The sequence below is a fragment of the Falsibacillus pallidus genome (genome assembly GCF_050990905.1).
Lineage (GTDB): Bacteria > Bacillota > Bacilli > Bacillales > DSM-25281 > Falsibacillus > Falsibacillus pallidus_A.
Genome location: NZ_CP158866.1, coordinates 2,275,896 through 2,290,057, shown reverse-complemented (window position 1 = coordinate 2,290,057; position 14,162 = coordinate 2,275,896). Strand labels below are relative to the sequence as shown.

Below are 14,162 nucleotides of genomic sequence, written 5' to 3'. Positions count from 1 at the left end.
CATGACTATTCTTGACAAAATCATTGCAGAGAAGAGAAACGAAGTGGAAAGGCTTAAATCTGAAAAACTTCCTGAAGTCCTTGAGAGAAAACCAGTGAAGTCTGTGTACGATTCATTTATGTCTTCCAAAAAAATGAATGTTATAGCTGAAATCAAACGAGCTTCTCCTTCTAAAGGGGAAATCAATAGCGGGGTGGACCCTGTTATGCAAGCTGTCTTGTATGAAGAAGCTGGCGCTGATGCCATTTCGGTGCTGACGGATGGCCCTTTTTTCTCGGGGAGCATGGAGGATTTAAAAAGAGTAAGGGAGCATGTTTCCATCCCGATACTCTGCAAGGATTTCATAATTGACCCAATCCAGATTCAAATTGCGAAAGCAAGCGGAGCGGATGTCATCCTGCTGATAGTCGCTGCATTAGAGGAACATCAGTTGAAGAGTCTTTATAAGGAAGCTTTATCTCTAGGATTGGAAGTGTTGGTTGAAGTGCATAACGCCGTAGAATTGCAAACGGCATTTAGATTAGGCGCGAACATTATCGGAATAAATAACCGCGACCTGAAGACTTTTATCGTTGATTTGGCTGCAACAGAAGAGCTGGCAGGTAAGATCAATGGAGATGAAATCTTAATTATCAGTGAGAGCGGCATGAAATCATCACTCGATGCTTTACGTGCAGAAAAGGCGGGAGCAAAGGGGATATTAGTCGGGGAAACATTGATGAGGTCTGGTGACATTGCTCTTTCAATGAAAGATTTAAAAGTGCCGTTTAAAAGGAATGAGGCAATATGAAAATAAAGGTCTGCGGCATTAAGTCATCAGAAGCGGGACTTGAAGCAGCAAAGGCAGGAGCTGACGCAATAGGCTTTGTTTTTGCTGAAAGCAAGCGGCGCATTTCGATTGAAACCGCCCGGGAGATATCAATGGCACTGCCCCAGCATGTCAAGAAAGTCGGGGTATTCGTCAACGAAGAATTGGCAGTGATAAACCGCTGCATAAGGGAAGCCAATCTAGATTTTGTTCAGCTGCACGGAGACGAAGCACCTGAATTTTGCAGCAAAGTTAACATTCCCGTCATTAAATCTTTTTCCATCAGGAAGAAAGAGGACCTTATTCAATTATCAGCATATCAAGTGGATTATTATCTGCTTGATAGTCCTGCAGGGAAATACAGGGGCGGAAATGGGACTTCATTTGATTGGTCATTACTATCGGAGTTCAGCAAATCAGGAAGAAACATCATTTTAGCCGGTGGACTTTCAATACAAAATGTGATGGAAGCAATCGGAATCGTAAAGCCGGAAATGATCGATGTTTCAAGCGGTGTGGAATCGGATGGGGAAAAAGATCCTGTAAAAATGCAAATATTTATAGAGTTGGCAAAGGAAGCATTCAATCAATTGGAGGGAAATTAAATGAAAATATACAATCAGCCAAATGAAAGAGGACATTACGGGAGATTTGGAGGGAGATATATTCCGGAGACATTGATGCAGGCTGTGATTGAATTGGAGGAAGCCTATAACGAAGCCTCTGCCGATCCAGAGTTCAAGGAGCTGGTAGATTATTATTTTAAACAATATGTCGGACGGGAGACACCGCTCTACTATGCAGAGAATCTATCAAAAAAACTTGGCGGGCCCAGGATTTATTTAAAAAGGGAAGATTTAAATCATACGGGGGCGCACAAAATCAATAATACAATCGGCCAGGCACTTCTTGCAGTCCGGATGGGCAAGAAAAAAGTTGTGGCAGAAACAGGTGCCGGGCAGCATGGGGTGGCCACTGCAACCGTATGTGCCCTCCTTGGACTGGAATGTGTCATTTATATGGGGAACGAAGACATCAGGAGACAAAAATTGAATGTATTCAGGATGGAACTTCTCGGCGCGGAAGTCAGGGGTGTCAGCCAAGGCAGCGCCACATTGAAGGACGCCGTCAATGAAGCACTGCGCTATTGGGTTTCCAATGTGGATGATACGCATTATATCATGGGATCGGTATTAGGTCCTCATCCATTTCCGCAGATTGTCCGGGATTTTCAGAGTGTCATAGGTTCTGAGACAAAAAGACAAATATTGGACCAGGAAGGGAGGCTCCCTGATGCCTTAGTGGCATGCATTGGTGGAGGAAGCAATGCAATGGGGATGTTCTATCCATTTGTAGAAGATGAGGCTGTAAGGATGTATGGAGTGGAGGCAGCCGGTTCTGGTCTTCATACTGAGAAGCACGCAGCTTCTTTGACAAAAGGAAAAGTGGGGATACTCCATGGATCCATGATGTATCTCCTTCAGGATGAAAATGGCCAGATTCAAGAAGCACATTCCATTTCTGCAGGACTTGACTACCCGGGAGTGGGGCCGGAACATAGTTTTCTAAAGGAAGAAAACAGGGTGGTTTATACTTCGGTTACAGATGAAGAGGCACTCGAAGCTTTCCAACTCCTAGCCAAAATGGAAGGGATCATTCCGGCTCTGGAAAGTTCACATGCAATCGCCTATGCTATTAAACTTTCAGCAGAGATGGCGGAAAATGAGACAATGGTCATTTGTTTGTCCGGCCGCGGCGATAAAGATGTCGAAACAGTAAAACAAGTGCTTGGAGGGAATGAGAATGAGTAGGGCGAAATTAGAGCAGGCTATTCAAAATACACTCGAAAAAGGACAAAAAGCATTCGTTCCTTATATCATGGCAGGGGACGGAGGACTTGAAAAGCTGGAGGAGCAAATTCTTTTCCTCCAGGAAGCAGGTGCCACGGCAATTGAATTGGGCATTCCTTTTTCCGATCCTGTAGCAGATGGTCCTACCATTCAAGAAGCAGGCAAAAGGGCATTATCAGCGCAAACCAGCCTAAGTGGAGTGTTGAAACGTTTATATTCATTCAAGGGTAAGCTGGATGTGCCGATCATTTTGATGACGTATATCAATCCCATTTTTGTCTTTGGTGTGGAAGATTTTGCAAGGGAGTGCAGGAAATCTGGTGTTTCAGGAGTAATTGTACCTGACGTTCCCATTGAAGAACTGGATATTTTAGCTGATGAGTTAAAAAAATCCGAAATCGCATTGATACAATTAGCGACTCTTACAAGCCCATTGGAACGAATTGAAAAAATAGCAAGTCTATCTGAAGGTTTTCTTTATGCTGTGACCGTTAAGGGAATCACTGGTGCAAGGAATGGGTTTGGAACAGAGGTAGGAGATTATTTAGAAAGAATAAAAAAAGTCAGTCCTGTCCCTGTCCTGGCAGGATTCGGAATCTCTTCACCGGAACAGGTCCAAGCCATGGCAAGCTATTGCGACGGCGTCATTGTAGGGAGCAAAATCATCGAACTGATCCAGCAAGAAGATAAAGAATCAATCTATTCATTATTAAAGGCAGCAAAATGAAAAAGGAGTGGTCCCGTTGAGATAAGCGGGATCACTCCTTTTTTTCTTCAGTTTTCATACCCGTAACGCAAACAGTCAGAACGGGTCTCACTTTTTTAAAGGATACTCTGATATGGGTAAATCCTGCGGGCTGAAGTTCATCTGAAATAACTTTTGCCAGCCGGTGGGTTTTTTCTGCATCGGCATCTTCTTCCCTTGGTTGAACGGTAATCGCAGCTTTTCCACCGACGTTCAGCATTTCAAACATCGCACCAAGGGACTTTTTTCTTTTTTCCCATAACGGATAATTATTAACAGAAAAGATTTTATCGTATTTATGTGGAGGGTGATATTGAGCGATGTCTTTTACGTATAAGCAGACTTTACCTTCTTCGATGCAGCGCTGGTTCTTTTTTGAAGCCGCTTCAAACATGGTGTTGGAAATATCGATGCCATGTACGTTTACATTCTTTTTTTCCTTGCATATAGAATGAATGCAATAGCCTGGTCCATAACCGATCTCAAGTATGAGATCACCGTTTTGTATGTCCAGCTGGGAAATCGTCCACCGATTTATCTTTCGATTGTCCCATGCCATTATTTTCCCGGCTAATTTTCCCATCCACCCTTTTGGATTTTCGAATTGCTCATTAAAAATAATAGACAATGGAGCCACCTCCCCCAGGGTATATTGTATTTATACACTCGTTGGAGATTTTTTAAACGCTTGAGCACATTACGTATTGGTTTATTACTCAAATTTGAATATAATAAATAGAACCAACTACATAATGGAAAGGAGCAAGTATCATGATCGAAAAAGAAAGCAATGTAAAGCTTGTTGTGGCTGGGCTCCTGCTTGGCATCCTCATGTCTGCGATGGATAATACAATCGTCGCGACAGCCCTGGGCTCAATCGTTTCAGATTTAGGAGGACTGGATAAATTTGTATGGGTGACTTCTGCCTATATGGTTGCTGTCATGGCAGGGATGCCGATATTCGGAAAACTGTCGGATATGTATGGACGAAAAAGATTCTATATTTTTGGGCTGGCGATCTTTCTCATCGGATCTGCCTTGTGCGGACTGGCAGAAACCATTACGCAGCTAAGTCTATTTCGTGCGCTTCAAGGAATCGGCGGCGGAGCATTGATGCCGATTGCATTCACTATTGTATTTGATATATTCCCTCCGGAAAAAAGGGGGAAGATCACAGGGCTGCTTGGTGCAGTTTTCGGTTCAGCTTCTGTTTTTGGGCCATTGATCGGTGCTTATTTAACAGATAACATCAGCTGGCATTGGATTTTTTATGTCAACGTCCCAATTGGAATTTTATCTTTAATATTTGTATTAATTGCCTATAAAGAAAAATCAAATCTCCAAAAGCAAAAAATAGATTGGTGGGGTGCTTCCACATTAATCATCTCAGTGGTCAGCCTTATGTTCGCTCTTGAATTGGGCGGCAAAGAGTTTGAATGGGCATCAATCCAGATTATTGGACTGTTTGTGTCATTTGTCCTATTCTTCGTTGTTTTCATGTTCGTTGAAAGAAAAGCTGAAAGTCCGATCATCTCATTTTGGATGTTTAAAAGACGGCTATTCGCCACGTCTCAAATATTGGCGTTTTTATATGGGGCATCCTTTATTATCCTGACCATCTTCATCCCTATTTTTGTTCAAGCCGTTTACGGAGGAAGTGCTACGAATGCTGGATTCATTTTGACGCCGTTGATGCTTGGCTCTGTCGTAGGCAGCGCCTTTGCAGGGATATTCATGGCAAAAACGAGCTATCGGAATATCATGCTTGTATCCATAATATCGTTTATTACAGGGATGGTGCTTCTTGCTACCATGACGCCGGACACGAGCCGCATCCTGTTGACGATATTTATGATACTATCCGGATTTGGGGTAGGATTTTCATTTTCCCTGCTGCCTAACGCAACGGTGCATAAATTGGATCCAAGATATAGAGGTTCTGCCAACTCTACGAATGCTTTTTTCCGTTCATTCGGTATGACCATCGGCATTACGGTATTTGGAGCGATCCAGTCTAAAGTGTTTACCAACAACCTTCAGGATGCTTTTAAAGGTATGTCAGGCGGCGGAGGGTTTAAATTTGGTAATCCACAAGAGATATTCCAACCTGAAATGAGAAAGCAAATTCCTGGATTTGTTTTGGATAAAATTACAGATGCTATGTCATCCTCCATTACAACTGCCTTTGCATATGCTTTGATCCCATTGGCGCTGGCATTTGTTACCGTATTCCTGATGGGCGGAACAAGACTTCAACCAAGTAAAGAAACGATGAAAACAAATAATTCAGCTTCGAAATAATAGAAAAAGGTGACGTGCATGAGCATGAAACTGATTGTACTGGGGTTGTTGATGGAAGGAGAAAAACATCCCTACGAAATACAACAGCTAGTGAAGTCCCGTCAAATGAAGTTTTATATCAAAATGGCCCCTGGATCTCTTTACTATGCATTTGATAAACTAAAAGAAGATGGGTTCATTGAAGTGGCGGAGGTCGTAACAGACACCAACCGCCCAGATAAAACGATTTATCGCATTACTCATAAAGGTAAAAGGGAATTCGAATCCATTCTGATGAAGCAGCTTGGTCAAAAGGAGCAGATTTCAAAACCAATCTTTGCTGCCCTTTCATTTGCTAACTATGCCAATCCAGAACAGGTAAAGGAAAGACTTTTAAAAAGGATTACGGACACGGAAGATTTCCTTGAAAAAATCAAATTTCTTTACTCAGTTAAAAGGGAATCCGAGGATCGTGCAAAGCTATATATCATTATTGGTGTCTGGATGCAGCTGAAAACAGAACTTGCGTGGCTGCAAAAGATCTATAAAGATGCAGTCGATGAAAAACTTCATGAAATCGGAATGGGGGAGCTTGATGAAGAACTATGGTGATCGAGCTTTAAATCAATTGGCTATTGTAACTGGTGCTACCCGTCTGGAAGGAATAGGGGCAGCAATAAGTTTGGCTCTCGCGGATAGAGGATTCGATATCCTTTACACCTATTGGCCTAATTATGACCGTATTCACCATGATGAATACAGCCAAAATGATCATGTGAAACTGCGTGAATTACTAGTCGAAAAGGGAGTAAGGGCTGAAGGGATAGAGGTTGATCTTAGCCGTAAAAATGCTTTTCAAGACATTTTGGAACGTGTGAACCGGTTTGAGAGCAAATTATGTGTGCTTGTAAACAATGCAGCCTATTCCACTCGAGGCACATATGAAGAGTTGGATGCTGATGAACTGGATTTACACTATTTTGTCAACGTAAGGAACATGGCACTGTTGAGCAGCGGATTCTGTAAAAACATCCCGGCAGGTGTAAAAGGGAAAATCATCAATATGACTTCAGGGCAGTCTCTGGGACCTATGCCTGGAGAATTAGCCTATGCCGCTTCTAAAGGAGCAGTTGAAGCATTCACTAAAACGCTCGCAGCGGAAGCCGCACCAAGAGGCATTACGGTGAATGCCATCAATCCAGGTCCGACAGATACTGGATGGATGACAGAAGAAATAAAGAAAGAATTAAGCGGAAGATTTCCATTTGGCAGACCTGGTCAGCCGATGGATGCTGCAAGACTGGTATCATTTTTGGCAAGTCCTGAAGCTGAATGGATCACGGGGCAAGTCATCCATTCAGAGGGAGGATTTATACGTTGAAAAAGAGGGTATCCGCCTTGGGATGCCCTCTTATTCGTTCACCCAGATGATTTCTCCGGATTTTGTATCTTTATCGATGCTTACGTCAAACTGATGTTTCTCATAAAAGTGGATGAGCCTGTCAACGTGGTCCCAATCCCTCTTTGCGATATCACCTGTGATAGAAGGAATATTTTGATCTTTTGCTATTTCTTTTAAATGTTTCATACAGATTGAACCGTAGCCTTTATCAGCCGGCCCTTTAATATCACCGATATGAATGGAATCATTATCTGCATAAGTTGCATGAATGGAAAAGTCCCAAACACCATGGAAGGTCGTTTCACAATCATTCACCATTACCTTGCATTGGTTCCCGTCATTTAATGCATAAACCACGACCCAATTGTCTTCTTTTGTCTGATCAATTCCGAGGACATCCCATTTTTTTGCAATCTCCTGCATGCTCTGCTGCATCCTGAATAGCTGTATTTCCAATTGATCCTTTTCTTTAAGCAGCTCTTCTTTTGATCTTTCTTCAGTTGGAGCAAAAATGTCTGCATATGAAGCCATCGTTTTTCTCCTCCTTGGAAATATAGGTAAATGTTTATCCGGTCTTAGACACATTGAACTATTTTACTGCAATACTGTCTCCTCTTCAATTTTCTGAAATATCAGGCATGCACTCTTTTGAATAAAAATTAGTGCATGCGGAGTATTCTTAAAGGATTGTTATAGAAATCATGCATACCCATTCGAAAAAATTAATTAATTTACATAGTTGGCAAAGGGTGCGTTTTTGTTCGTTTTATGATATAGTACAAAGGAATTAATAGAAGAACTCTGCCATTATGGCAGGAGAGGTTCGTGAACTCCCTCTATAAAAAACTAAGATCAAAACGGTATCATTTTGATATGGTTTTTTTCTATTTTCTAAACTACGTAGAGCCGTTCAGAGAATCTCTTTCTTCTTTCCTGAAGCGCTATGCTGACAATTATGGGAGGAGATCGAGGATCATGAAAAATCAAAAAGCAATTGTTGTTTTCAGCGGTGGCCAGGACAGCACTACTTGCCTGTTTTGGGCTATGAAAAGATTTGAGGAAGTCATTGCTGTGACATTTGACTATGGCCAGCGCCATAATCAGGAACTTCAATGTGCAAAGGAAATTGCACAGGAATTGAATATCGAACATCATATTTTAGATATGTCCTTATTGAATCAGCTGGCACCTAATGCCCTGACTAGGACCGATATAGAAATAAAAGAAAGTGAAGGTGGACTTCCAAGTACATTTGTAGATGGAAGAAATCATCTATTCCTGTCATTCGCTGCTGTATTGGCGAAGCAGAAAGGTGCAAAGCATATTATTACTGGAGTCTGTGAGACCGACTTCAGCGGATATCCGGACTGCAGGGATGTATTTGTCAAATCCCTCAATGTCACACTGAATTTAGCGATGGATTATCAGTTTGTCATAGATACACCATTGATGTGGCTCGATAAAGCCGAAACGTGGGAGCTGGCAGATGAGCTCGGTGCATTTGACTATATCCGTGAAAAAACGCTGACATGCTATAACGGAATCAAGGGCGATGGATGCGGTGGATGTCCTGCTTGTAAGCTGAGAGCCCGTGGATTGGAGCAGTATTTGGAAAAACGGCAAGGAGGAGATGCTTGATGCTTCAGCAAATCTATCCTGCACCATACCATAACTACTCCTATGAATTAAATAAAGATTTTCAATTCGCTGCTGCTCATTACGTACCGGATGAAAGGGCAGGAAAGTGTATGAATGTACATGGTCATACTTATTTTGCCAACGTGACCATTGCAGGGGATCTATTAGATGAAACGGGATTCTTGATCAATTTTCAAAAGATAAAACAATTGATCCATGATCGTTTTGATCATTCCTTACTCAATGAAGATGATCTCTTTTCTGATGAGAATGCAGCGGATTATCCAACGACCGAGGTTGTTGCAAGGAAGGTGGCAGAAATTATTCAGGAGCACCTGGATACCTTGCCTAATAGGCCGGTCTGTCTGCAGGTGTTTTTAAGAGAAACCCCAACAAGCTATGTCATCTATCGTCCTAAGAGGGGGAATTCTTAATGAAAAAATTCCCGGTAATTGAAATTTTCGGTCCCACCGTTCAAGGAGAAGGAATGGTGATTGGCCAGAAAACGATGTTTGTCAGGACAGCAGGATGTGATTATTCCTGCTCATGGTGTGATTCAGCTTTTACATGGGATGGCTCCGCCAAGGAAGATATCAATATGATGACGGCCGAGGAAATATATTCCCAGTTAAAAGAAACAGGAGGGAACCGCTTTTCACATGTAACTATTTCCGGCGGGAACCCTGCCTTATTGAAAGATCTTCACCAGCTCATTGATATACTTCATGAGAATGGCATAAAGACGGCATTAGAAACGCAGGGAAGCAAGTGGCAGGATTGGTTTTTACAAATCGATGAATTGACGATTTCCCCCAAGCCTCCGAGTTCACTGATGAAAACGGATTTCTCGATTCTTTCCGATATCGTAGAAAAGCTGCAGGCAAATGAAAGAAATTTCAGCTTAAAAGTGGTAATCTTTAATGATGAAGACTTGGCGTATGCAAAAGATGTCCATACCAGATATCCGGACGTCCCATTTTATCTGCAGACTGGCAATGATTCATTGACAGAGACGAATGATGAAAAGCTCCTTGGAAGACTGGTGGATCAATACGAAAAATTGATCGATAAAGTAATGGATTCCCCTGAATTGAATGACGTGAGAGTACTCCCGCAGCTTCATACGTATGTATGGGGAAATAAAAAAGGGGTTTGATCATGGCTCTTTTCTCAAAGATTTTTGCTTTATGCATTAAAACAGGATAACTTATGCGATCTATGCTGAAGATTTACCTCGAAAAGAGCCTGGATACTCCATCTCAGCGCACCAGACAGCTAGTTTTACGTTAAAATCGGCAGTAAGATTTTAACAACATTGTTTACGAAAACAGCCTTAATCATAAAGAAAACGCAGTCCTTAATAATAAGGCTGCGTTTTTATATGCGCTTCAGTGAGATGGCTTGCCGCATTTTTTGAAGGGCTGCTTGTCCCTTGTCCGCTTGCTGCATCATGATATTTACATAAAGGGCATCTATCAGCGTGAGCTGCGCGATTCGTGAGGATAATGCTTCTGAACGATAATCAGTTTCATCCGATAACGTGAAAAGGGATATATCAACATTTTTGCTTAACGGTGATTTTGAAAAATTGGTGATTCCGATGGAAGAAGCACCTGTTCCTTTTACGATATCAAGCACTAAAAGAATATCTTTCGTTGAACCGGAATGTGATATGAAAACCGCACAATCATCCGGCGTCATCTGAGAAGCGGTCATGAGCTGTATATGGCTGTCAGTCGAGGCGTAAACAGGAAGGCCGGTTCGTATAAATTTGTGATAAGCATCCATTGCGATTATTCCAGAACCCCCATTGCCAAAAAAGAAAATCTTTTTGGAATGGCAGAGTACGTCCACAGCTTTGTCTAAGGTAATCTGATCAAGAAGGTGCATGGTATCTTCAATGGTTTTAATATTGGATTGAAAAACTTTTTCGGATACAGTCAAAACATTATCCCCTTGCCTGATTTCCTCATGAATATCCTTTAAAGGGCTCATAACTTCTGAAGCGAGAGAAATTTTTAATGCCTGATAGCCTTTAAAGCCGATTCTTTTGCAAAAACGAAAAACAGTGGAATCCGCTACGTTTAATTCATCTGCCAACTGGTTGATAGAGCGATGAATGATCTGCTCCGGATTATTCAATATAAAGTCCGCTATCCTTTTTTCTGTATCACTTAGAATGGGATAATTTGATCGAATACTGCCTATGCATGATAGATTCACAGGGCTTACCTCCTGAAAGTGCTTTCATAATTATTATACAACAGAATGGGATAAAGAAAAATATTTTCATGAAAACGGTTGCAAAAGAAAAATATTTTTCTATAATTAGAAATGCGGGGAAGAAATTTTTTTCTAGTTTACTAGATTTAGTTCGAATTTTTTTCTCGGAGCAAATAATTTACATAGCATTGTGCAGTAAAATTGATTGGAGGAAATAGATATGTCAGACAGCATGTTAATTTTGGTAGCGCTTGCAGGTATTTTTCTTTTGTTATTCTTAGTCATGAAAACGAAGCTCCATGCTTTCGTAGCGCTCATTTTAGTCAGTCTTTTAGTCGGGATCGCAGCCGGAATGCCGCTTGGCGATGTTGTAAAAACCATTGAAAAAGGTATGGGGGGGACCCTTGGATTTGTAGCTGTGGTTGTTGGTTTAGGAGCAATGTTCGGAAGAATGCTTGAAGTTTCAGGCGGTGCTGAACGACTGGCACAGACACTCATTGGAAAGTTTGGTGAGAAAAATGCCCAGTGGGCGTTGGGAATCACAGGATTCCTGGTAGCCATCCCGGTATTTTTTGATGTAGGTTTCATTATCTTGGTTCCAATTGTTTATGGATTAGCAAAGAAGACGGGGAAATCTCTTTTGTATTATGGCATTCCGCTTCTGGCAGGGTTGGCTGTCACACACAGTTTCATTCCGCCAACGCCAGGTCCTATTGCTGTAGCTAATCTAATTGGCGCGGATTTAGGATGGGTCATTTTATTCGGTGCTATTGCCGGTGTGCCTGCGATGATTTTGGCAGGACCGGTATTCGGGAAGTTCATTGCGAAGCGTATTCACGCTGAAATGCCTGAGTATATGAAGGATCAGGCAGCAGAAGGGAAATTATATGATAAGGATCTTCCTAGTTTCGGTTTGATTGCATCTTTGATTTCCATTCCGCTGGTATTGATTCTATTGAACACTGTAACAGGTGCTGTTCTTCCTGAAGGGAATAATCTGCGGACATTCTTTACCTTCTTGGGCCATCCATTTGTCGCATTGACGATTGCCACAATATTGACGTTTATACTGCTTGGAACTAAACGTGGATACACAAGGGATGAAGTGCAGGAAATTGCTACAAAAGCACTGGAGCCGGCTGGAATCATCATCTTAGTTACAGGCGCTGGGGGCGTGTTTAAACAAGTATTGATAGATTCAGGTGTTGGCCAGGTACTTGGTGATATGATGGCAGGATCAAATTTGCCTCCAATTCTTTTGGCATTCATCATTGCCACTGTCGTCCGTGTGGCGCAAGGATCTGCAACGGTTGCCATGGTAACGGCAGCAGGCTTGATTTCCCCGCTGATTTCCACTATGGGGCTTGAAGGTCCAGTGCTGGGACTGATTGTTATCGCCATCGCTTCTGGTGCAACCATTTTCTCACATGTCAACGATTCAGGTTTTTGGCTTGTAAACCGCTACTTTGGCCTTAATGTCAAAGATACTCTGAAGTCATGGACCGTCATGGAAACCATTGTAGCACTCACCGGATTTATCGTAGTGTTTGTAATCGGATTATTTATTGCATAAAATGAAATCATTGTATGAAGGAAGGGGGCCCGCCTCTCTTCCTTTTCTTTGACTTGCTTTTAGGGAGGAATGAAAATGACTTTAAAACCATATATGATCGGCGTAGATATTGGGACCACTAGTACGAAAGCGGTCCTATTCAATAAAAAAGGCGAAGCACTGCACCGCTCTGGGGTAGAGTATCCACTCCATACTCCGACTCCCTCCACAGCAGAGCAGGACCCCGATGAAATTTTTTTGGCTGTCCAACAGTCAATCAAGACATGCATTGAAGAATCTGGGATAGACAGCAGCGAGCTGGATTTTATTTCGTTCAGTTCTGCCATGCATAGCCTTATACTCATAGATGAAAATGGGAAGCCGCTGACTCCTTCCATTACTTGGGCTGATAATAGAAGTGCTGCATGGGCTGAATACTTGAAAAATAACGGTGGGCATGAGATTTACTTAAGGACAGGTACACCAATCCATCCGATGTCCCCGCTGGTAAAACTGCTTTGGTTGAACGCAGAGCACCCGGAATTGGTAAAAAAGACTGAGAAATTTATATCGATTAAAGAATATATTTTTTATAAGTTATTCAATGAATTTATCATCGATCATTCAATCGCTTCTGCAACTGGCTTATTTAACTTAATAGAGAAGGATTGGGATCGTGAAGCATTGAACCTAGCGAAAATCCATCCAGGTCAACTATCCCGATTAGTGCCTACTACCTATTCGATTAATGGGATATCGCCTGAATTTGCTGAATTGATGGGCATTGATCCGCAGGTGAATTTCATTATCGGAGCAAGTGATGGTGTATTATCCAACCTTGGAGTGAATGCCATTGAACCAGGTGTTGCAGCGCTGACTATCGGTACGAGCGGTGCCATCCGTTCTGTGGTCGATCATCCGCGGACAGATCCATTGGGGAGGACATTCTGCTATGTCTTGACGGATAGACATTGGGTGATAGGTGGTCCGGTCAATAACGGCGGTATGATATTCCGTTGGGCGAAAAATGAATTGGCGGCATCAGAAATAGAAACAGCTAAAAGGCTCGGTGTGGATGCGTATGATTTGCTCACTGAGATGGCTGATAACGTATCCCCGGGGGCGGAAGGGTTGATTTTCCACCCATATTTATCAGGGGAAAGAGCTCCTTTATGGAATGCAGACGCAAGGGGATCATTTTTCGGATTAGGCTTGCACCACAAAAAAGAGCACATGGTCAGGGCTGTACTTGAAGGAATTGTAATGAATCTCTATTCCGTTTTACTCATAATGGAAGAGTTGACAGGAGTACCGGTGAAGATCCAGGCTACAGGCGGATTTGCCCGCTCAAAGGTATGGAGGCAAATGCTGGCTGATGTATTTGGATATGAGGTGCATGTTCCTGAAAGCTTTGAAAGTTCTTGTTTAGGAGCAGTTGTGCTGGGGATGTATGGACTTGGTCAAATCGATGACTTGTCAATCGTCGATCAGATGGTGGGCTCTGTACATGCCCATCAGCCAATAAAAGAAACAAATGATGTTTATAAACAGCTTTACCCTATATTTGAACGGCTTTCTGTCATGTTCGAAAAAGGATATAGTGAAATTGCTGCTTTTCAAGCAAAACATACCAAGTGACAAAAAATTATATCACTCAACACATA

15 protein-coding genes and 1 riboswitch are annotated in these 14,162 nt (G+C 42.2%); of the genes, 12 read left to right on the top strand and 3 right to left on the bottom strand.

Features of this window, described 5'->3' with window-relative positions:
* Position 1 precedes the first annotated feature (1 nt).
* The 4 genes from trpC to trpA are packed head-to-tail and all read left to right on the top strand — an operon-like array spanning position 2 to position 3,385.
* Complete coding sequence (gene trpC / locus ABTV07_RS12070; protein WP_433742595.1) at positions 2-790, top strand: indole-3-glycerol phosphate synthase TrpC; 789 nt, start codon at positions 2-4, stop codon at positions 788-790.
* On the top strand, positions 787-1,413 hold the full coding sequence (locus ABTV07_RS12065) for a phosphoribosylanthranilate isomerase (protein WP_433742593.1): 627 nt from the start codon (positions 787-789) through the stop codon (positions 1,411-1,413). Before trpC ends, ABTV07_RS12065 begins: the two co-directional genes overlap by 4 nt.
* Positions 1,414-2,619, top strand: coding sequence for a tryptophan synthase subunit beta (trpB, locus tag ABTV07_RS12060; protein WP_433742591.1), 1,206 nt, complete (start codon positions 1,414-1,416; stop codon positions 2,617-2,619).
* A complete protein-coding gene (gene trpA, locus ABTV07_RS12055) occupies positions 2,612-3,385 on the top strand; it encodes a tryptophan synthase subunit alpha (RefSeq protein WP_433742589.1) in 774 nt (257 codons plus the stop codon). Before trpB ends, trpA begins: the two co-directional genes overlap by 8 nt.
* Positions 3,386-3,416: 31 nt before the next feature.
* On the opposite strand, the gene ABTV07_RS12050 is transcribed toward trpA, so the two are convergent.
* A complete protein-coding gene (locus ABTV07_RS12050) occupies positions 3,417-4,031 on the bottom strand; it encodes an SAM-dependent methyltransferase (protein ID WP_433742587.1) in 615 nt (204 codons plus the stop codon).
* Between the two features lie 143 nt (positions 4,032-4,174).
* Here ABTV07_RS12050 and ABTV07_RS12045 point away from each other — a divergent pair, with 143 nt between their 5' ends.
* Genes ABTV07_RS12045 through ABTV07_RS12035 form a run of 3 tightly spaced genes read left to right on the top strand, consistent with a single transcriptional unit; the run spans position 4,175 to position 7,064 of the window.
* The gene (locus ABTV07_RS12045; protein WP_433742585.1) at positions 4,175-5,704 is read left to right on the top strand and encodes an MDR family MFS transporter; all 1,530 of its coding nucleotides are present in this window, start codon (positions 4,175-4,177) and stop codon (positions 5,702-5,704) included.
* Between the two features lie 18 nt (positions 5,705-5,722).
* A complete protein-coding gene (locus ABTV07_RS12040) occupies positions 5,723-6,295 on the top strand; it encodes a PadR family transcriptional regulator (RefSeq protein WP_433742584.1) in 573 nt (190 codons plus the stop codon).
* Positions 6,279-7,064 (top strand): SDR family oxidoreductase, encoded by a 786-nt coding sequence (locus tag ABTV07_RS12035; RefSeq protein WP_433742582.1) that lies wholly within the window; start codon positions 6,279-6,281, stop codon positions 7,062-7,064. Before ABTV07_RS12040 ends, ABTV07_RS12035 begins: the two co-directional genes overlap by 17 nt.
* A 30-nt stretch (positions 7,065-7,094) precedes the next feature.
* On the opposite strand, the gene ABTV07_RS12030 is transcribed toward ABTV07_RS12035, so the two are convergent.
* Positions 7,095-7,616, bottom strand: coding sequence for a hypothetical protein (locus ABTV07_RS12030; RefSeq protein ID WP_433742581.1), 522 nt, complete (start codon positions 7,614-7,616; stop codon positions 7,095-7,097).
* A 281-nt stretch (positions 7,617-7,897) separates the two neighbouring features.
* Positions 7,898-7,941, top strand: a riboswitch (PreQ1 riboswitch).
* Positions 7,942-8,060: 119 nt separating this feature from the next.
* Here ABTV07_RS12030 and queC point away from each other — a divergent pair.
* The 3 genes from queC to queE are packed head-to-tail and all read left to right on the top strand — an operon-like array spanning position 8,061 to position 9,879.
* Positions 8,061-8,723 (top strand): 7-cyano-7-deazaguanine synthase QueC, encoded by a 663-nt coding sequence (queC, locus tag ABTV07_RS12025; protein ID WP_433742579.1) that lies wholly within the window; start codon positions 8,061-8,063, stop codon positions 8,721-8,723.
* On the top strand, positions 8,723-9,157 hold the full coding sequence (locus ABTV07_RS12020; RefSeq protein WP_433742578.1) for a 6-pyruvoyl trahydropterin synthase family protein: 435 nt from the start codon (positions 8,723-8,725) through the stop codon (positions 9,155-9,157). Before queC ends, ABTV07_RS12020 begins: the two co-directional genes overlap by 1 nt.
* Complete coding sequence (gene queE / locus ABTV07_RS12015) at positions 9,157-9,879, top strand: 7-carboxy-7-deazaguanine synthase QueE (RefSeq protein ID WP_433742576.1); 723 nt, start codon at positions 9,157-9,159, stop codon at positions 9,877-9,879. Before ABTV07_RS12020 ends, queE begins: the two co-directional genes overlap by 1 nt.
* A gap of 221 nt (positions 9,880-10,100) precedes the next feature.
* Here queE and ABTV07_RS12010 read toward each other — a convergent pair whose 3' ends face one another.
* On the bottom strand, positions 10,101-10,946 hold the full coding sequence (locus ABTV07_RS12010; protein WP_433742574.1) for a MurR/RpiR family transcriptional regulator: 846 nt from the start codon (positions 10,944-10,946) through the stop codon (positions 10,101-10,103).
* A 220-nt stretch (positions 10,947-11,166) separates the two neighbouring features.
* Here ABTV07_RS12010 and ABTV07_RS12005 point away from each other — a divergent pair, with 220 nt between their 5' ends.
* Positions 11,167-12,519, top strand: coding sequence for a GntP family permease (locus ABTV07_RS12005; RefSeq protein ID WP_433742572.1), 1,353 nt, complete (start codon positions 11,167-11,169; stop codon positions 12,517-12,519).
* Positions 12,520-12,594: 75 nt separating this feature from the next.
* A complete protein-coding gene (gntK, locus tag ABTV07_RS12000) occupies positions 12,595-14,136 on the top strand; it encodes a gluconokinase (RefSeq protein WP_433742571.1) in 1,542 nt (513 codons plus the stop codon).
* Positions 14,137-14,162: the final 26 nt, after the last annotated feature.